The following is a 19,029-nucleotide window of genomic DNA, read 5'->3' on the forward strand; positions in this document are numbered from 1 at the left end:
ATTGGTATGTTGTCATTAATAGAACAAATCAAAGCTGGCACTCTCTGGAACTTCCCTGGAGGCATTCACCCGCCAGAAAATAAACAACAATCAAATCAAACGGCACTCACTCATGCCAGTATACCGCAAGAAATTGTCTTGCCACTCAAACAGCATATTGGCCGAGCCGGTGATTTACTGGTCAGTGTTGGCGATAAAGTACTCAAAGGCCAACCACTGACACAATACACCTCAACCTTCATGTTGCCTGTACACGCTTCAACCTCTGGCATCATTACCGCCATTGAACCGCGCACCACGGCGCACCCTTCTGGGTTAAGTGAGATGTGTATTGTCATCACACCTGATCAGCAAGATGAGTGGGCAGTGCGCGCACCACTGGCTGATTATCGACAACACTCCCCAGAGCAATTGATTGAAATCATTCGTCAAGCTGGCATCTCTGGGTTGGGCGGCGCCGGTTTTCCTACTGCAAAAAAAATGCAATCAGGCCTCGCTCATACTGATATTTTGATCATCAACGCCGCCGAATGTGAACCTTACATCACGGCAGATGATGTACTCATGCAGCACCATGCCGCAGAGATCATCGATGGGATCAGTATTGTAGAGCACATTCTTAAGCCCAAATTAACCATCATCGGTATTGAAGATAACAAACCTGAAGCAATTCAAGCGTTAGAAGCCGCCGCAATACATAAAGACATCGTGATCCGCGTGATCCCAACCAAATACCCTTCTGGTGGTGAAAAGCAGTTAATTAAATTGCTGACCAACCAAGAAGTGCCTGCGGGTAAAATTCCAGCCGATATTGGCTTGATGGTACAAAATGTTGGCTCTATCTACGCGATTAAACGCGCCGTCATGGATGGCGAACCCCTGATTAACCGCGTAGTCACCTTAACGGGCAATACGTTTAAACAGCCCCGGAATGTCTGGGTTTTATTAGGCACACCCGTACAATATTTACTCGAACAATTTGGCTATAAGGCAGATAAAAAATTACCGCGTCTTATCATGGGCGGCCCGATGATGGGGTTCACCCTGCCTCATTCACAAGTTCCGATCACCAAAACCACCAACTGCATTCTGGCACCCACTCGTAAAGAGATTGCCTCTTCACAACATGAAATGGCCTGCATTCGCTGTGGTCAGTGCGCGGAAGCCTGCCCGGCCTCCTTATTGCCTCAGCAATTGTTCTGGCACGCGAAAGCGGAAGAATATGATAAGTGTGAAGAACTGAACCTCAAAGATTGCATTGAGTGCGGGGCTTGTGCTTATGTTTGCCCCAGTGAAATTCCATTGGTGCAATACTATCGTCAAGCCAAGGCCGAGATAAAAACTCGCCAACAAGAATCAGAAGCCGCTGAACGTGCCAGAGTACGTTTCGAAGAGAAAAAAGCACGTTTAGAACGCGATAAAGCCGATCGCGAGAATCGTTTCAAAAAAGCAGCCGATGAACGTCGTCAAGAGATGAAACACACAGGCGGCGACGATGCGATTGCGGCGGCCATCGCTCGCGTTCAAGCGCAAAAAGCACAAACAGAAAACAACCCAAGCGCCGTAAAACCCGCTGTTGCTGCGGCTATTGCACGCGCTAAAGCCAAGCAAGCCGAAGCACTGCAAGCAGGTCAAGTCGAGCCAGATAACGCTGAAATGGTTAAATTGCGCGAAGAGCGCAAACGTCAAGCTCGCGAGAAAAAAGCGCAGCAAACCAGTGCTGATGCGCCACCAGCAGAAACTGGTGATGCCAAAAAAGCGGCAGTCGCGGCTGCTATTGCCCGCGCGAAAGCGCGCAAAGCAGAACAGCAAACGGCGCCAAGTGATCGCCAGCCAACGCTTGAATCTGCACCAACTCAACCTGAGGATGCCAAAAAAGCGGCAGTCGCTGCCGCCATTGCCCGCGCGAAAGCACGCAAGGCAGAGCAGCAAACGGCGCCGAGTGATCCCCAACCAACGCTTGAAGCTGCACCAACTCAACCTGAGGATGCAAAAAAAGCGGCAGTCGCTGCCGCCATTGCCCGCGCGAAAGCGCGCAAGGCAGAACAGCAAACGGCGCCAAGTGAACCTCAACCAACGCTTGAACCTTCGCCTACTCAACCTGAGGATGCCAAAAAAGCGGCAGTCGCTGCCGCCATTGCCAGCGCCAAAGCACGCAAGGCAGAGCAGCAAACGGCACAAGCGAAAAACAATCATAATTCTGAGGAGAATAATTAGTGGCCTTTTTTATTGCCAGCTCCCCCCATGCACACAGCAAACGCAGCACATCAGAACTGATGAAGTGGGTCGCCTTGTGCGCCTTACCGGGGCTTATCGCGCAAAGCTACTTCTTTGGTTGGGGTACTCTCATTCAACTGATGCTCGCTATCATCATCGCTTTGGCTTTTGAATCTGCGGTTATGCTACTGCGTAAGCGCTCACCACTGTTGGCAATCAAAGATTACAGCGCCGTGGTCACGGCTTGGATTCTGGTCATTGCCATTCCTCCGATGTCCCCTTGGTGGGTTATCTTTATTGGCCTTATTTTTGCCATCATTATTGCAAAACACTTATACGGCGGACTAGGACAAAACCCATTCAACCCCGCCATGATTGCTTATGTGGTTTTGCTTATCTCTTTCCCTGTGCAAATGACCAGTTGGATTGCTCCAACGGAATTAGCACCGGATCCTAGCTCGTTTAGTGATGCATTTTCACTTATTTTCAGTGGCTTCAACGTAGAAGGTTTATCACTACAACAAATCCGAACGGGTATCGATGGTGTCACTATGGCCACCCCATTGGACGCCGTAAAAACCGGATTACATAACGGTGAGACTCTGCATGAAGCGATGAGTCAGCCTCAATTTAGTGGGTTAGCTGGGGTTGGCTGGGAATGGGTTAACCTTGCCTATTTAGCTGGCGGCTTATTATTGATCAAACTGCGTGTGATCAACTGGCACATCCCGATTGCGGTGCTGTGTGGTTTAGTAATGGCAAGTGCTTTCACTGCGCTTATTGAGCCGGGAGCGACCGCCTCGCCCTTGTTTCATTTGCTCTCGGGCGCGACCATGCTCGGCGCTTTTTTTATCGCAACCGATCCTGTCACCGCTTCCACAACCGTCAAAGGTCGCTTAATTTACGGCGCATTTATTGGCATGATGATTTTCATTATCCGCAGTTGGGGGGGCTTCCCTGACGGAGTAGCCTTCGCTGTATTACTTGCCAACATGTGTGTCCCACTGATTGATTACTACACTAAACCTCGAACCTACGGGCATTAAGGAGCGCTATGTTAACCGCCATTCGCAATAACGGTTTGATTCTCGCTATCTTTGCCTGTGCTTCAACAGGTGTTGTAGCGTTAACCCAATACCTAACAAAAGATCAAATAACCAAGCAAGAGCAGATTCAACTGCAATCGATTTTAAACCAAGTGATCCCGCACAGTTTGCACGACAACGAACTGTACAAATCCTGTACACTGGTGACTGACCCTGCACTTGGTACAGACCAACCTATGCACGCTTATATTGCCACACAAAACGGTGAACCGAGTGGACTGGCTATTGAAGCCATCGCACCTGATGGCTATAACGGCGCGATCAAGGTAATTATTGGCATCAAGCACGATGGTACCATCACAGGGACTCGCATTCTGTCTCATCAAGAAACACCGGGGTTAGGTGACAAAATAGATTTACGCGTCACTGATTGGATATTGAGCTTTACTGGCAAGCAAGTCACTGAGCAAAATATTGAGACTTGGAAAGTGCGCAAAGATGGGGGACAATTTGATCAGTTTACTGGAGCGACGATTACGCCGCGAGCCGTCGTCAAAGCGGTGAAAAATACCGCTCAGTTTGTGAATCAACATCGAGAAGCACTATTAGCACAACCTTTTGACTGTAAAGGAGCCAGCAATGAGTGATCATAAGACACTGATTAAAAACGGGATGTGGAGCAACAACCCTGCGCTCGTTCAACAACTTGGACTGTGCCCTTTACTAGCGGTTTCTTCCACTGTCACCAATGCGCTAGGTTTAGGCGTTGCGACATTGCTGGTTCTCGTCTGTTCAAATGTCACCATCTCATTAGTGCGAGATTATGTCCCAAAAGAAGTTCGTATCCCTGTGTTTGTGATGATCATCGCCGCACTAGTGACTTGCGTACAACTGTTAATGAATGCTTACGCTTACGGCCTGTACCTATCGCTAGGAATCTTCATTCCTCTGATTGTGACCAACTGTATTATCATCGGTCGCGCCGAAGCATTTGCCTCAAAAAATGCAGTGTTGCCTTCAGCACAAGATGGATTTTGGATGGGCATGGGAATGACCACTATTCTGGTCATTTTGGGCGCACTGCGTGAAGTAATTGGCAATGGCACACTGTTTGATGGTGCTGATTTATTACTGGGTCATTGGGCAACCATTTTACGCATTGAAGTCTTCCATTTTGACAACAGCTTCTTGCTTGCGCTCTTGCCGCCTGGAGCTTTTATTGGTGTTGGCTTTTTGATTGCAGCTAAAAATATCATCGATAAAAATCTGGCTGCTCGCCAACCTAAAGAACAAAAGCCCGTCATAGAACGAGCACGCGTCACCAACGCTTAGCGAAATCATAAGGAAGTTTTCCAAACGATGAATAATGTCAAACGAGTCGAGATCCTCGAGCGTTTACGGGCCAATAACCCGAAGCCAGAAACCGAGCTTAAATGGAGCACACCGTTTGAGTTACTGATCTCAGTACTACTTTCCGCTCAAGCGACTGACGTCAGCGTTAATAAGGCCACTGACAAACTTTACCCTATTGCTAATACGCCACAAGCCATCTTTGAGCTTGGCGTTGATGGGTTAAAGCAATACATCAAAACCATTGGTTTATTCAATTCCAAAGCAGAAAACGTCATCAAAACTTGCCGTATCTTATTGGATCAATACGCAGGAGAAGTGCCTGAGAGTCGTGAAGCATTAGAATCGCTGCCCGGCGTTGGCAGAAAAACAGCCAATGTGGTATTGAACACCGCTTTCGGGTGGCCAACCATCGCCGTTGACACGCATATTTTCCGTGTTTCAAATCGAACCAAGTTTGCGGTGGGTAAAAACGTTGATGAAGTGGAACAAAAGCTGCTCAAAGTCGTCCCTAAAGAATTCAAAGTTGATGTTCATCACTGGTTGATCTTACATGGTCGCTACACCTGTGTCGCAAGAAAGCCGCGTTGTGGCAGTTGTATCATTGAAGATCTTTGCGAATTCTCTGATAAAACTGACCTATAAAATTTAACCAGATCCCAAAAAAACTCAACTCCGCAAGTAGGCAGTGAGTAAAGAAATTCCTTTGAACATAGATACACTCTGTGATTGGAGTGGGTGGACGTAAGCCAATCATCGCCACAGTGGTCGGGTGGGGATAGATATTTCATCAGAAAATTAGGAGCTCAACATGTCAAATAGTCGTATTTTGCACACCATGCTACGCGTAGGCGATTTAGAAAAATCGATCGCGTTTTACACCAAGGTCATGGGTATGCAACTGCTTCGTACTAATGAAAATACAGAATACAAATACACATTGGCATTTCTGGGTTATGGCGATGAATCTCAGGGTGCGGTGATCGAACTGACCTATAACTGGGGCACCACAAGCTATGACCTCGGTAGTGCTTTTGGCCACATCGCGATTGGTGTTGAAGATGTGTATACCACCTGTGACGCGATTAAAGCAGCTGGAGGTAATTTGACCCGTGAAGCTGGCCCAGTAAAAGGTGGCACCACGCATATCGCTTTTGTGAAAGATCCTGATGGTTACATGATTGAACTTATCCAAAACAAACAAGCATCAGCAGGTTTAGAAGGATAAGCCTCTTTGCAGCATCGGCTAGTTATATAAACTAGATGCGTAAGGTTTCCCGGATAACATCACAAAAAGCAGCCTTTAAAATGGGCTGCTTTTTTGCTCTAGCGTTATTAGATAATTGTTCGGCCCAATGAGATAACCACGCGACGGTTTTTATCTTTGCCGATGGGTGATGCGTTGTCGGCGATCGGTCTACGTTTACCATAGCCTTGCACTTGAATGCGATCCTCAGGTAACCCCAGTGATTTAAAGTAATCTCTTAATACCTCAGCCCTACGCTCAGAAAGATCCTGACTCACTCCTCGACTATCAACAGAGTCGGTATAGGTAGAAACCAGCACCAAATCAATATCTTGGTTATAGCGAATATAGTCGGCAATTTGCGCAAGCCGTTTTTGCGAAGCTTTATTGAGTTGCACATTATCGCGGTCGTAATGCAGAATCGTAAATGAGATATCTTCAAAACTGTACGTCAGCAAATTGCTCACACAATCGCTAAACACATTGTACTTATCTTGAAACAGTACCGACGAGAGAGCCACTTCAATACGCTGATCTCGGCTTTGCCAATCTTGGTAGCTAAAGGTTGGATAGCGTCCTTTTTCCAACTCACTGAGCAGGCTCCAAGCTGTTTGACCACCGATGTAACCATCGAACTGTTTGAAGAATTGCAAATTGGTAATACGGTCTGCACTCTCACCCGGACGCCAACTCGGTGGTAATGACACTAAACTTACATTGCGAGTTTCGCCCATTGGACGACGCATTTTGAGTTCAAAATCGAGGTTAATCTTCTTATTCGCACGTGAAGAGAATTCAGCGTCACCGTAATTAGGGATCGGATGGACCAAACGGCACTCTAAAGGGGTATTCGTCACCATCTGCCACGTAGACTGCTGTGGTGTTGCCACATAACGCTTATCCATCGCCATAGGGGCAAAAGATGTCAGTATGCTGGTCATCACAATAGTGGCAGTAACCCATTTATTCATAACGATTTTATTCTCCGAGCGATACTACAACGATGGCGGGAAATTGCCGCTTCGCTTTCTATTGACTAAGTTAATGCAAAAATCTAGCCACATCACCGCACTATCCAACGCATAGTGAAACCTGCATTTATTAACGTGTTTGGTTTTTATCGTAGAAAGAATCTGTAATAATGCCAGCCCTCTCACACAACCAAGAGCTAGCATGACTGAAGTAAATGAAGCATTGACACTGAAAAAGCGTTTCCGCGGTTATTTTCCCGTCGTCATCGACGTCGAAACAGCCGGTTTCAATGCAAAGACCGATGCACTATTAGAAATCTGCGCGATTACGTTGCGTATGGATGAACAAGGTGATCTGCACCCAGCATCGACGATTCACTTTCATGTTGAGCCTTTTGAAGGTGCCAACCTTGAAAAAGAGGCGCTTGAGTTTAATGGCATTCGTGACCCATTTAGCCCATTACGCGGTGCCGTCAGCGAGGCCGAAGCACTCAGAGAAATTTATAAGCTAGTCCGAAAAGAGCAACGCGACAATGACTGTAGCCGCGCGATCATGGTGGCGCACAATGCTACCTTTGACTTGAATTTCGTGATGGCAGCCAGTGAACGCTGCAAGCTAAAACGAGTCCCTTTCCACCCTTTTGCGACTTTTGATACCGCCGCGCTAAGTGGTTTAGCTTATGGCCAAACCGTTTTAGCCAAAGCGTGCAAATCCGCTGGGATGGAATTTGACAATAGAGAAGCGCATTCAGCGCTATACGATACGCAAAAAACAGCCGAACTTTTTTGCGGTATCGTCAACAAATGGAAGGCCCTTGGCGGATGGCCACTTGTTGAACCTTCAGAAAACAATAACAAGTAAACACAACTAACCGAGAAATATATGAATCCTGTAGTAATTTCTGTATGCATCATGCTGCTTCTTGCGCTGATGCGGGTCAATGTCGTCGTCGCACTAACATTCAGTGCGATCGTCGGTGGTTTAGTTGCAGGGATGAGTTTAAATGACGCTGTTTCTGCATTTGAAAGTGGCTTAGGCGGCGGTGCAACCATCGCACTAAGTTATGCGATGCTAGGCACCTTTGCCGTCGCGATTTCTAAATCTGGTATTACTGACTTACTGGCGCAAAACGTGATTAAGCGTATCCATGGCAAAGAGCATGGCGCGGCCACCACAGGTTTGAAGTATGCGGTTCTGGTCGCGCTGGTTCTGGTTACCATGTCATCGCAAAATATCATTCCTGTCCATATCGCCTTTATTCCGATTTTAATTCCACCGCTATTGGGCGTCTTTGCCAAGCTGAAGCTTGACCGTCGCCTGATTGCTTGCGTGCTCACTTTTGGCCTTATCACGCCCTATATGGTCTTGCCTGTCGGCTTTGGTGGGATTTTCCTCAATAATATCTTGCTCAAGAATTTACGCGATAATGGCCTTGAAAACGTAACGGCAAGCCAAGTGCCGATTGCCATGCTGCTACCCGCCGCTGGGATGATTTTTGGCTTACTGGTCGCCATTTTCTTTACCTATCGTAAACCTCGCCAGTATCAAGAGACGGAACATACCGTCATTAATACCGAACCAAAAGCGATCAACAAAAAGCATATTTTGATTGCCGCGCTCGGTATTATCACGGCACTTGCCGTACAACTCTCCACAGGTTCAATGATCATCGGCGCACTGGCTGGTTTTATGGTCTTCACTTTTGGTGGTGTGATTGCGTGGAAAGAGACGCACGATGTGTTCACCAAAGGTGTACATATGATGGCAATGATTGGCTTTATTATGATTTCAGCGGCCGGATTTGCCGCCGTAATGAAAGCCACCGGTGGCGTTGAGTCGCTCGTCGAAGCCTTATCAGTAAGCATTGGCGACAACAAAGCGTTATCGGCTTTATTAATGCTGATCGTCGGTTTGTTGGTCACTATGGGCATTGGTTCATCCTTCTCAACGATTCCAATCATCGCAACCATTTACGTGCCCCTTGCCCTCGCCTTTGGCTTTTCGCCTATGGCGACCATTGCGCTAGTGGGTACCGCTGCTGCGTTGGGCGATGCTGGCTCTCCAGCGTCAGATTCCACCTTGGGGCCAACGTCAGGCCTAAATGCGGATGGCCAGCACGAACATATTTGGGAAACGGTGGTTCCAACCTTCATCCATTATAATATTCCACTGATTGTGTTTGGCTGGATTGCGGCAATGATCCTTTAGTCAAACCCTGTTAACGAGCACAAAAAAGGCTTCCTAGATAGAAGCCTTTTTCTTTGCAGCCTATTTGGAGAGATGCGCTCGATTACGCGCCTTCGTTATGAATCTCTAGGTTGGCGAGATCTTGCTGGATTTCTCGAACCGTTTTTGCATCGTCGCTACGCATCGATTCAAGAGAATCAAGATACTGCTGATCAATATCGCCCGTGACATATTCGCCGTTAAATACCGACGCTTCAAATTTTGCAATATCGCGGTTACCCATACCGACGGCATCCACTAAATCTTCCAGATTTTGGAAAATCAGAGCATCTGCGCCAATTCGCTGCGCAATTTCATCGGCATCTCGACCATGAGCAATCAACTCGTTAGCACTTGGCATATCAATGCCATAGACGTTAGGGAAACGGATCTCAGGCGCGGCTGACACCATGTACACCTTGTTTGAACCAGAATCACGAGCCATCTCAATAATTTGCTCTGACGTAGTTCCACGCACTATCGAGTCATCCACTAGCAACACGTTTTTGCCCTTAAATTCAGAACGAATCGCATTGAGTTTACGGCGCACCGACTTTTTACGCTGTTGCTGGCCCGGCATAATAAATGTGCGGCCAACGTAGCGGTTTTTGACAAAACCTTGGCGATATGGAATATCAATCGCTTGTGCAATTTGCAATGCGATATCGCACGAAGTCTCAGGAATGGGGATCACAACATCAATATCTAAGTCAGCAAATTCGTTCTTGATGCGCTCACCCAACTTTTTACCCATTTCTACGCGCGCGCTGTAAACCGAAATTTTGTCGATAAACGAATCTGGGCGGGCGAAGTAGACAAATTCAAAAATGCATGGGTTAAGTGTTGGATTATCGGCACATTGTTTAGTAAATAGCTGGCCATCAAAGGTCGCATACACCGCTTCCCCGGGGGCAAGGTCACGCACAAAATCAAAGCCGACAGCATCTAGCGCCACCGACTCCGAAGCGGCCATGTATTCGGTACGGCCATCGACTTCACGTTTACCTAAGCAGATAGGACGAATACCATGCGGGTCACGAAACGCGATCATCCCATGCCCAATGATCATCGCGACAACAGCATAAGCACCGCGAATGGTGCGATGTACATTGGCGACAGCACGAAACACATCTTCTGCGGTTACATTGCCTCTGACTGTATCAATTTCATGCGCCAAGACGTTAAGCAGCACTTCGGAATCTGAAGTGGTATTAATATGGCGACGATCTTTTTCAAACAACTTCTGGCGTACTTCGTTGGCATTGGTGAGGTTGCCGTTATGAGCAAGCGTGATACCGAACGGGGAGTTAACGTAGAAAGGTTGAGCTTCTGAGGCACTCGAACTACCCGCAGTAGGATAACGCACATGCCCAATACCCACCGTTCCTTGAAGACGCTGCATGTGTTTTGCTTCAAAGACATCTTTCACTAAACCGTTCGCCTTACGCAGACGGAAACGATTGCTTTCTATGGTACAAATACCAGCGGCATCTTGGCCACGATGCTGCAATACCGTTAACGCGTCATAAATTGACTGGTTTACCAGCGTTGTACCCACGATTCCAACAATACCACACATGTCCTGATCCTCGATTTGCGACAGTAACTGGCGCTAAATCGCGCCAGAGAGAAAACTTGATGTTGCTTGTAAGTGCTCAAAGAACGGCGCAATGATACGGCTAAATTCCGGTACCAATTGCGAGCTCTTCCACCACTCTGAATTTGGAAATGCGGTAAACGCATCCATAAAAAACAAGGCAGCTGAAACAATCAACACACCACGCAATGCTCCAAAAACAATGCCCAGTACCCGATCAGTTCCTGATAGGCCCGTTTTTTGTACCAATTGAGCAATCACATAGTTAATGATCGCTCCGACAATGAGTGTTGCAACAAACAGTGCTGCAATGGCCGCGCCATTACGAAACATGTCATCTTTGATATTTGAAAAATACACCGCAAGTTTTGCGTAGTATTGGCTGGCGACAAAAAATGCACCGAACCATATCACTAATGATAACGCTTCTTTAGCAAAGCCACGGACTAAACTGATCAATGCCGATAGGCCGATCACACTTAAAATGACAATATCTAACCAATTCATGAGTTCTACATCTTAAGTTGGCGCGCATTTTAACAGAAAAAAACGCGACGCAAACGTTTTCTTATGGGTTTAGTGGTTTAAATTTGAGCAATTGACCTTTTGCACCGGTAATTTTTTCCAGTTCTAAGAGTTGACGCTCAAGCTTGGTTTTGGAAACATCTGGGCCAATAATGATCCGAGTGAAACCATTTTCTTGCTTAGTATGGGCTTGATAACCCCGTTTTTGCAGATCTTTAACCACGGTTTTTGCGTTTTCGGCATTCTTTAATGCCATCAACTGGATGATCCAAGCACTATCTTGGTAATCATTTCTTTCCGCTGTTTCTTTCACTTTCACAGCGAGTGGCTTGCTCTGCGTTGCTGCGTCGCTCTGGTTAGTTTGTACGATCACTTCAACAGGCGAATCGGGCAACGCGACTTGATCTTCAACGGGGTCGAGAATTTCAAACTTCTCTACATCGCTGTCTAATTCAGGCTTAATTGGAATGCTGGCGATATCTTCTTTGTAGTGAGTCTTTTTGCCATCTAATACATCAGGCAGCACTATCACCCCTATCGCCACCAATATAATTGTTCCTACCAAGCGGCTCTGAAACTTACTTGCCATTTATACTCCTTTGTTCTGCCAGTGCTCTAATACTTCACCCACAGTATGAAACGACCCAACCACGATAATGACATCATTGCTATCGGCTTGTGTCATCGCGGCTTCAAAAGCGCTGACTGGGTTAGCAAAAGGTTTAACGCCAGGCTCAAGGTACTGACACAGTTCATTCGCTTGCGCGGCTCTAGGGCCACTTAATGAAGCAGGATACCAAAGGTTAGCGATTGATTTCAGTTGATGAAGCGTGGCCTTCACATCTTTATCATGCAGCATGCCAATCACCACATGGACCTTTTTGTGTGCGTAACGCTGTTTGAGCTGCGCCACCAAATATTCGGCCGAATGGGGATTATGTGCAACATCAAGAATGATTTCTGGGCTATCACTGATTTTTTGCATCCGCCCAGCAAGTGTTGCGTTGCTCAGCCCATTGACGATATTGACATCACTGACAGCTAAACCGGAGCAGCCGAGTGCCATTAATGCCGTAGCCGCATTAGGCAAAGGCAAGCGAGGGAGCGGTAAATCAGATAACTCAAATGGACCACTTCGCCAATTCCACGTTGTTTCAGAGGCCAGTTCATAGGAAAACTGAATACCGACTTGGTACATCTCCGCACCAATATCATCGGCATGCGCTGCAACCGTTGGTGGTGGCTTAGGCTGGCCGCAAATGGCGGGTTTACCTGCGCGATAAATCCCCGCTTTCTCATAACCGATGACATTGATGTCATCGCCGAGCCAATCCACGTGATCAATCGCCAAGCTGGTGATCACAGAAACATCGTGATCCACGATATTGGTCGCATCAAGTCGGCCACCTAGCCCAACTTCCAATAAAATGACATCCACCGCTTGCGTTTGAAATAAACGCAGCGCCGCCAATGTACCGAACTCAAATAGGCTTAAACTGATGTCACCCCGTTGCGCTTCAACGAAAGCGAAGGCTTGCGTATGCAGTGCATCGCTGAGCTCAAGCCCATTAATACGCACGCGTTCGTTATAACGGATAAGATGAGGTGAGCTATAAACGCCCACACGATAACCTGCATCCAATAAAATGGCTTCCATTAATGCACAGGTCGAGCCTTTACCATTCGTTCCAGCCACTGTGATTACGGTAGGTGCAGGTTTAATAAGATTCGCTTTTTGAGCCACAGCTTGAACGCGATCCAAGCCAAGGTCGATAGCGGAGGTGTGAAGATTCGCTAAATAATCAAGCCACATCGCAAGAGAGGATGTGGCTTGTGGGATAAGGTTTTGAGTCATCTAACGTTTATAACCATTAAGCAGTTAGTGTTAGTGCCTACTTTACCCTTTTTCGTGCGCTTCTGGTACAGCGTAATCAGGTTCAATCGGTGAATCGTCAACAGAAACAACCAATGGTGAGCTATGATTGGTCAATTTAGCGATCAATCCAGCTACGCGTTGGCGCATTTCACGGCGATCGACAATCATATCAATCGCGCCATGCTCAATTAGGAATTCGCTGCGTTGGAAACCTTCAGGTAAGTCTTCACGTACCGTTTGTTCGATGACTCGGCGACCTGCAAAACCAATCAGTGCTTTAGGTTCACCAATATTGATGTCGCCAAGCATCGCTAAGCTTGCTGATACACCACCCATGGTAGGGTCAGTCATGACCGAGATATAAGGTAATCCTTTGCTCGATAGACGTTCAAGCGCTGCACTGGTTTTTGCCATCTGCATCAATGACATCAACGCTTCTTGCATACGAGCGCCGCCACTGGCAGAAAAGCACACCAAACCACAGTTGTTCTCTATAGCGGCATCAACAGCTCGTACGAAACGCGCACCAACTACAGACCCCATTGAACCACCCATGAAAGAAAACTCAAAAGCACAAGCAACCAGAGGCATACCCAATAGTTCGCCCTGCATCACCACAAGAGCATCTTTCTCGCCACTGCTTTTTTGAGCGGCTGAAAGGCGTTCTTTATAACGTTTTGAGTCTTTAAACTTGAGTTTATCTTGCGGCTCTAACTCGTCACCAATCTCGATACGATTCTGTTCATCAAGAAAAGTCTCTAAGCGGCGACGTGCTTTCATGCGCATGTGATGATCACATTTAGGGCACACTTCCAAATTACGCTCAAGCTCAGCGTGATATAACACTTGCTCACAAGAAGTACATTTAGTCCAAACCCCTTCAGGGATGGATGCTTTACGCGAAGTTACGATATTGCTTTTTTCTAAAATCTTTTCAAGCCAACTCATGGAAGACCTTTACTCTTAACTCTCTCGCGTGATTGCGAAAGATACAAATTTGGGATTTATGCGTGAGGATTAAAACATATAAAATGCTTAGTGTAGACAAAAAACTGGTTGTACCTATTTTCTGGCTGTTATTTCGACACACACTGCGACTCTGCTTTGAACGCTTTACGCTCGATCAGCTCAAATGATCAGCTAAAAATAGTGGACCAAGCGATTCTTTGGGTAAAGAAAATTCTTCTGGATAATCAACAGCAACCAAATATAGTCCTTCGGCTTTGGCTGTTGCTCCTGCCAGTTTTCTATCTTTGGCTTCAAGCAGCCATTTTATCCATTCGGGAGGCTGCTCACCCCGGCCGACGACAATGAGGCTACCAGTGATATTTCTCACCATATGATGGACAAAGGCGTTGGCTTTAATGTCGATGACGACATAGTGGCCATGGCGAGTCACATTCAAATGCATGACGTTTCGCCAAGGACTATTAGATTGACAATGCACAGCGCGAAAAGAGGTGAAATCATTTTCGCCCAATAAAAGCTGCCCTGCTTGCTGCATTTTCTCAACGTCTAAATCGCCATGATAATGACTGACACCTGAAGATAATATGCCAGGGCGATAAGCATGATTATAAATGATGTAGCGATAACGGCGTGCTGTAGCCGAAAAGCGAGCGTGAAAATCGCTTGAAACCTCAGTTGCCCAACGAACAGCGATATCTTTTGGTAAATGAGCATTGACACCCATTGTCCAAGCGACCATTTTTCGGCAAGCCGTAGTATCAAAATGTATCACCTGCCCTGTGCCGTGAACCCCTGCATCGGTGCGCCCCGCACACAATACTTCAACCGGATGGTTCGCCACAACTGTGAGTGCTTTTTCTAATTCTTCTTGGACACTTTTAACGTCACGTTGTCGCTGCCAACCATAGTATTGAGAACCATTGTACTCAATACCTAAAGCGATTCTCATCATCTGATTCTCTTTGAAAATGGGTCGGGCAGTATAATCGCAATCAAAAAAAAATTCTAATCGGCAAGTCATCTACACCCCAACCACCGTCAATGTGAAGTTCAGATCATCGGCAAGTCAGAAAAGGCGATTCAATCACAACGAGGCCGTATATTCACGGCCTCGTTTGTTTTTAAGCTCGGCGATTAATGCTGTCAATCAAAGATTTCGCTTCTCGTCGAATATCATCACTACCATCAACAATGGCTTCCTCTAACAGTTTTATCGCCCCTTTATCATCGTTCATTTCGATGTAAATTTTGGCAAGATCCAGTTTACCCGCCGCCTCAGAGTTATTGTCTACATCGATATCACCAATGTCACCAATCACATCCGGAAATTCACTTAAACCAACATCTAACTTGAGTTCTTCATCTTCAGGGCTGATCCCCTCTTCACCCTCAACTTGAGCCATTAGTTCATCAATGGTCATGTACTGACTCTTTTGGGTTTCAAAATCATCAATCTCTTCTTGAATCTCCCAGTTTTCATCAAGAATTTGAGGCTCGTCGGTTTGAATATCATCACTCCAAACCGCTCGCTCTTCTTCAGGCACGTCATCTGGAATGGAAGCTTGTTGATCTGGCGTTAAATTAAAACCATTCCAATCTTCGCCACCAACCTCTAACATTGCATCAATATCCATACCCGCACTATCAATAGTGCGGGCATCGAGTGGGCGGTCAAACGTGAACGGCGCAGGGGATATGCTTTCTTCATCTAGCCAATCTTTTAAGGCTTTCTCATCAAACTCCTGCTTTGAAATACTCTGCAACTCGTTTGCGTCATCGTCTACTGAAAGCGGCTGTTGATCTGTTTCTAGTGCTGGTTCGTTAATTGAAGCAAGTGCATCTTCTTCACTGAATTCAGGCAAGGCGTGCTCATCAATCGCTTCAAAACTTTCTTGAGCAACAGGCTCTGACGCCGTTTCTTGAGGCTCGGCTATCGCATCCGCCAGCGCGTCTTCTTCTGTGTACTCTGGCAGCTCAAGATCCGTCAATTCGCTCTCGTCTTCCTTTTCTTCTTCTAGAGGCGGCTCGTTAATTGAAGCAAGTGCATCTTCTTCACTGAACTCAGGCAACGCCTCTTCATCAATTGCGGCAAAATTTTCTTGAGCAACAGGTTCTGACGCTGTTTCTTGAGGCTCGGCTATCGCATCCGCCAGCGCGTCTTCTTCTGTGTACTCTGGCAGCTTAAGATCCGTCAGTTCGCTCTCGTCTTCATTCTTTTCTTCCAGCGAAGGCTCGGTGAATGAGGCTAAGAGATCCTCCTCTTCGAACTCATCTATATCATTGTCTGGAAGTTTTAATTCCGTTAACTCATCCTGAGATAGATCAGCTTCCGCTTCAGTTGTACTGATAGACTTGGACTCACCCAGCTCCCAATCTTCATCTTGCGGTGTGCCGAACTCATTTGGTATCCCTTCCGGCTGAGTAATCGATTCTGTTTCTATCTTATTTTCTGACAATAGATTGTTTTCTGGAAATAGATTGTTTTCTGGTGGTGTTGGCTCAGCAAGTTCTGGGTAATTCGCGCCTTCAATTTCAGGATTGAAATCAAAGGAGTCGTCAACAAACTCTTCATTTATGTCGCCATCAACCACTCCCGTCTGCTCATCATCAAGTAGAGGATCTTTTTCGGGAGCAGCATTCAGTAGATCGTCAATGAAGATGTCACTGTTAAACTCGGAATCGTCTACGCTATTGTTTTGATTGTCTAACAACTCGCTATTTTGCTGTTCACTCTCTTCGATAGTCTGAGCATGCTGCTCGATTTCCAGCAACTCTTCAAATAATGCTGTGCCATCTTCTTCAATGGCACTATCCTTATCGTCAGTAGCTTCTTGATCTTGGTCCTCTTCAAGACCAAGTAATTCAGAACCATTGTCAGTAAATAGTTCGTCCAATAGCTCTGTACTATTATCACCCAGCTTGGTTTCAAGCTCGGATTCCGTATTTTCTTCACCCAATAACTCATACAGAGTTTGATCACCAGAGAAGTCAAGATCATCAACATCTTCTTCGCTCAAAGCTATGTCTTTATCGGGCTGCACAAGTTCTTCAAGTAAGTCGGTACTTTCCGATAAATCTGTCTCGATTTCTTCATCATCACCGAGCAACTCATCGAGCAACTCAACACTGTCGCCATCGATTGCTAGAATGTTTTCATCTTGCTCTTCTAGTAATTCATCCAGCAGCGCCGTATCGGAAGCTGGTTCAGGTGAAGTAAGGTCTGATTGTGCCTCAATCGTGGCAAACAGATCATCAAGCTCGCTGTCTGACGCAAGTTCTGCTTCTTTTAAATCGAAGTTACCGCCGGTTTTTGCTAGCTCGGGCTCTTCTGAATCCAAGTTGAAATCACCTTCGGACTCATCCAGTAATGAATCAAAGTCAAAACTATCGTCATTATCGTCATTGCTATTGGTGGCAAATAAATCGTCCAGTAGAGATTGATCTAAAGTATCGCTTTCGAGATCTTCAGCTTGTCCATCTCCAGCCAATAAGGCGTCAATGTCATCTTCAGAAATGGCATCATCGTTATCGGATAAATCAAATTCTGTTTCGCCGTCATCTTCATCTAATAACACTTCGTCTAAAGCTCGGGCCATCTCATCGAGACCGACGGCTTTTTCATCAGCAGCGATACTGATGCCGTTACTGCTAGCGGTCAAATCTTCTAAATCCGCAGCAAGATCACCATCATCACCGATACTTGCAAATGGGTCTTCGCCATCTTCACCTTCGAGGTTGAAGTCTAAATCTGTATCGTCTAAATCGGCAAAAATGTCAGATTCTTGCCCTGCATTGTCATCGATTTCATCATCCAATGATGTATCATCACCAAATAACTTCTCACTATCATCAGACTCACCAAACAAGTCATCATTCAGCATTAAATCATCGTCGATATCTTCAACGCTGCCAACAGCCATCGGCGTTATGGGCTCTTGATTGCCTTGAGTGACAGCTGGCTGCTCTGTTGGTTTGGATCGGCGACCAAGCAACATCACGACCAATAAACCAATTAACAAGCCAGGAATAAGGGCGAGAGCGGCGACCAACCAGGAGTTGGAAAGCAGTTGATCAAGTGCACTTGGTGCAAGCTTTTGCGCCTCTAGTGCTTTTCTACGTTCTTCATCAAGTAGCTTCTCAACTTCAGAGCGAATGCGGTTTTCGTCGCCGAGTTCTCCTTTGAGTGCATCAACTTCAGATTGAACATCTGCCAGCATCAAACGTAACTTATGATTTTTCTCTTCAAGCGCCAGTAATTCAGTATCAGATTTGGCAACTTGTGTGCCAATCTCTTTTAGCACAGGTTCACTCTTCGCCTTTTCAACAACTGGTTGAGCGGCAGTAGAGGCAATTGTTTTTTCAGGCAAAGTTGTAGAAGCCGCAGTAACAGGCGTTGTTGGCTGCGCCGTATTAGCATTCAATTTGGCTTGATGCGCGGCCATGATATTGACCGCTTCTTGCGTGGATGCACTATTTGCCTGTGCCAATGATGGAACACGTAAGTTGCTACCCGGGATCAAACTGTGAATATTTTGATTTTCGAACGCTTGAGGGTTTAACCGATAAATAGCCAGTAGGGTTTGCTGAACGGTAACGTTATTCGATGGGCGTAGTCGAGTAGCAATAGACCACAAAGTGTCACTGTCTAAAGTTGGTCCAAAAAACGTCGATGGTTGGCTATTAGCCGACTGAAGATTACGAGTTTGAGTGAGATTTTCTGAGAATTGAGGAGAAGACTGTATCTCACCATTCGGCCCAACCAGGCGAATGCTCTCGGCACTAACGATAGAAGTCTGAGTCACGGCAACCATTGCTATCGGCAACAGTAGACGCTGAAAAATTTGACGCATATAAGGCTCAGCTATGTGCTTGGAATAAATAAATACGATGATCTGTTTAATATATCGGATAACGGTAGCAAAACTATAGGACGCAAGGTAAAAAATGTGTCACGACTACGATAATCGCAGGAATCTCACACATTTTTTCCCGTTAAGTGAGCTTG

At 46.3% G+C, this 19,029-nt stretch carries 16 protein-coding genes; 8 read left to right on the top strand and 8 right to left on the bottom strand.

Going from position 1 to position 19,029, the window contains the following annotated elements; translation table 11 throughout:
* Positions 1 to 6 precede the first annotated feature (6 nt).
* The 6 genes from rsxC (at position 7) to gloA (ending at position 5,841) form a co-directional block, all read left to right on the top strand.
* The gene (rsxC, locus tag VOR_RS0104135; RefSeq protein WP_010318465.1) at positions 7 to 2,217 is read left to right on the top strand and encodes an electron transport complex subunit RsxC; all 2,211 of its coding nucleotides are present in this window, start codon (positions 7 to 9) and stop codon (positions 2,215 to 2,217) included.
* Entirely contained in the window at positions 2,217 to 3,263 is a 1,047-nt protein-coding gene (rsxD, locus tag VOR_RS0104140; RefSeq protein WP_010318466.1) for an electron transport complex subunit RsxD, read from the top strand. The genes rsxC and rsxD overlap by 1 nt, the downstream gene beginning before the upstream one ends.
* Before the next feature lie 8 nt (positions 3,264 to 3,271).
* The gene (rsxG, locus tag VOR_RS0104145; RefSeq protein WP_010318467.1) at positions 3,272 to 3,910 is read left to right on the top strand and encodes an electron transport complex subunit RsxG; all 639 of its coding nucleotides are present in this window, start codon (positions 3,272 to 3,274) and stop codon (positions 3,908 to 3,910) included.
* The gene (locus VOR_RS0104150) at positions 3,903 to 4,595 is read left to right on the top strand and encodes an electron transport complex subunit E (RefSeq protein WP_010318468.1); all 693 of its coding nucleotides are present in this window, start codon (positions 3,903 to 3,905) and stop codon (positions 4,593 to 4,595) included. The genes rsxG and VOR_RS0104150 overlap by 8 nt, the downstream gene beginning before the upstream one ends.
* A gap of 27 nt (positions 4,596 to 4,622) precedes the next feature.
* Complete coding sequence (gene nth, locus VOR_RS0104155; protein WP_010318469.1) at positions 4,623 to 5,258, top strand: endonuclease III; 636 nt, start codon at positions 4,623 to 4,625, stop codon at positions 5,256 to 5,258.
* 166 nt (positions 5,259 to 5,424) lie between these two features.
* Complete coding sequence (gloA, locus tag VOR_RS0104160) at positions 5,425 to 5,841, top strand: lactoylglutathione lyase (protein WP_010318470.1); 417 nt, start codon at positions 5,425 to 5,427, stop codon at positions 5,839 to 5,841.
* A 107-nt stretch (positions 5,842 to 5,948) separates the two neighbouring features.
* Here gloA and motY read toward each other — a convergent pair whose 3' ends face one another.
* On the bottom strand, positions 5,949 to 6,830 hold the full coding sequence (gene motY, locus VOR_RS0104165) for a flagellar protein MotY (protein ID WP_010318471.1): 882 nt from the start codon (positions 6,828 to 6,830) through the stop codon (positions 5,949 to 5,951).
* Positions 6,831 to 7,032: 202 nt separating this feature from the next.
* Between motY and rnt the strand changes: the two genes are divergently transcribed.
* Positions 7,033 to 7,692, top strand: a complete 660-nt coding sequence (rnt, locus tag VOR_RS0104170) for a ribonuclease T (protein WP_010318472.1) — start codon at positions 7,033 to 7,035, stop codon at positions 7,690 to 7,692.
* A gap of 21 nt (positions 7,693 to 7,713) precedes the next feature.
* Entirely contained in the window at positions 7,714 to 9,039 is a 1,326-nt protein-coding gene (locus tag VOR_RS0104175; protein ID WP_010318473.1) for a Na+/H+ antiporter family protein, read from the top strand.
* 82 nt (positions 9,040 to 9,121) lie between these two features.
* Here VOR_RS0104175 and purF read toward each other — a convergent pair whose 3' ends face one another.
* The 7 genes from purF to VOR_RS0104210 form a co-directional block, all read right to left on the bottom strand.
* Positions 9,122 to 10,636, bottom strand: coding sequence for an amidophosphoribosyltransferase (gene purF / locus VOR_RS0104180; protein WP_010318474.1), 1,515 nt, complete (start codon positions 10,634 to 10,636; stop codon positions 9,122 to 9,124).
* A gap of 33 nt (positions 10,637 to 10,669) precedes the next feature.
* Entirely contained in the window at positions 10,670 to 11,161 is a 492-nt protein-coding gene (locus VOR_RS0104185; RefSeq protein ID WP_010318475.1) for a CvpA family protein, read from the bottom strand.
* A 61-nt stretch (positions 11,162 to 11,222) separates the two neighbouring features.
* Entirely contained in the window at positions 11,223 to 11,768 is a 546-nt protein-coding gene (locus VOR_RS0104190) for an SPOR domain-containing protein (RefSeq protein WP_010318476.1), read from the bottom strand.
* Complete coding sequence (gene folC, locus VOR_RS0104195; RefSeq protein WP_010318477.1) at positions 11,769 to 13,034, bottom strand: bifunctional tetrahydrofolate synthase/dihydrofolate synthase; 1,266 nt, start codon at positions 13,032 to 13,034, stop codon at positions 11,769 to 11,771.
* A 42-nt stretch (positions 13,035 to 13,076) separates the two neighbouring features.
* The gene (gene accD, locus VOR_RS0104200) at positions 13,077 to 14,003 is read right to left on the bottom strand and encodes an acetyl-CoA carboxylase, carboxyltransferase subunit beta (RefSeq protein ID WP_010318478.1); all 927 of its coding nucleotides are present in this window, start codon (positions 14,001 to 14,003) and stop codon (positions 13,077 to 13,079) included.
* Between the two features lie 175 nt (positions 14,004 to 14,178).
* Positions 14,179 to 14,973 carry a tRNA pseudouridine(38-40) synthase TruA gene (truA, locus tag VOR_RS0104205; RefSeq protein ID WP_010318479.1) on the bottom strand — a complete coding sequence of 265 codons (795 nt, stop codon included), beginning with the start codon at positions 14,971 to 14,973 and terminating at the stop codon, positions 14,179 to 14,181.
* A gap of 172 nt (positions 14,974 to 15,145) precedes the next feature.
* On the bottom strand, positions 15,146 to 18,874 hold the full coding sequence (locus VOR_RS0104210) for a FimV/HubP family polar landmark protein (protein ID WP_010318480.1): 3,729 nt from the start codon (positions 18,872 to 18,874) through the stop codon (positions 15,146 to 15,148).
* Positions 18,875 to 19,029: the final 155 nt, after the last annotated feature.

The organism is Vibrio ordalii ATCC 33509, from assembly GCA_000257205.1.
In the GTDB taxonomy this organism is placed as follows: Bacteria; Pseudomonadota; Gammaproteobacteria; order Enterobacterales; family Vibrionaceae; genus Vibrio; species Vibrio ordalii.

Coding starts and splice junctions, on each gene's coding strand:
- rsxC (WP_010318465.1), top strand. CDS start 7: ATGTTGTCATTAATAGAACAAATCAAAGCTGGCACTCTCTGGAACTTC.
- truA (WP_010318479.1), bottom strand. CDS start 14,973: ATGAGAATCGCTTTAGGTATTGAGTACAATGGTTCTCAATACTATGGT.
- accD (WP_010318478.1), bottom strand. CDS start 14,003: ATGAGTTGGCTTGAAAAGATTTTAGAAAAAAGCAATATCGTAACTTCG.
- VOR_RS0104210 (WP_010318480.1), bottom strand. CDS start 18,874: ATGCGTCAAATTTTTCAGCGTCTACTGTTGCCGATAGCAATGGTTGCC.
- VOR_RS0104150 (WP_010318468.1), top strand. CDS start 3,903: ATGAGTGATCATAAGACACTGATTAAAAACGGGATGTGGAGCAACAAC.
- nth (WP_010318469.1), top strand. CDS start 4,623: ATGAATAATGTCAAACGAGTCGAGATCCTCGAGCGTTTACGGGCCAAT.
- VOR_RS0104185 (WP_010318475.1), bottom strand. CDS start 11,161: ATGAATTGGTTAGATATTGTCATTTTAAGTGTGATCGGCCTATCGGCA.
- purF (WP_010318474.1), bottom strand. CDS start 10,636: ATGTGTGGTATTGTTGGAATCGTGGGTACAACGCTGGTAAACCAGTCA.
- VOR_RS0104175 (WP_010318473.1), top strand. CDS start 7,714: ATGAATCCTGTAGTAATTTCTGTATGCATCATGCTGCTTCTTGCGCTG.
- VOR_RS0104190 (WP_010318476.1), bottom strand. CDS start 11,768: ATGGCAAGTAAGTTTCAGAGCCGCTTGGTAGGAACAATTATATTGGTG.
- motY (WP_010318471.1), bottom strand. CDS start 6,830: ATGAATAAATGGGTTACTGCCACTATTGTGATGACCAGCATACTGACA.
- folC (WP_010318477.1), bottom strand. CDS start 13,034: ATGACTCAAAACCTTATCCCACAAGCCACATCCTCTCTTGCGATGTGG.
- gloA (WP_010318470.1), top strand. CDS start 5,425: ATGTCAAATAGTCGTATTTTGCACACCATGCTACGCGTAGGCGATTTA.
- rnt (WP_010318472.1), top strand. CDS start 7,033: ATGACTGAAGTAAATGAAGCATTGACACTGAAAAAGCGTTTCCGCGGT.
- rsxG (WP_010318467.1), top strand. CDS start 3,272: ATGTTAACCGCCATTCGCAATAACGGTTTGATTCTCGCTATCTTTGCC.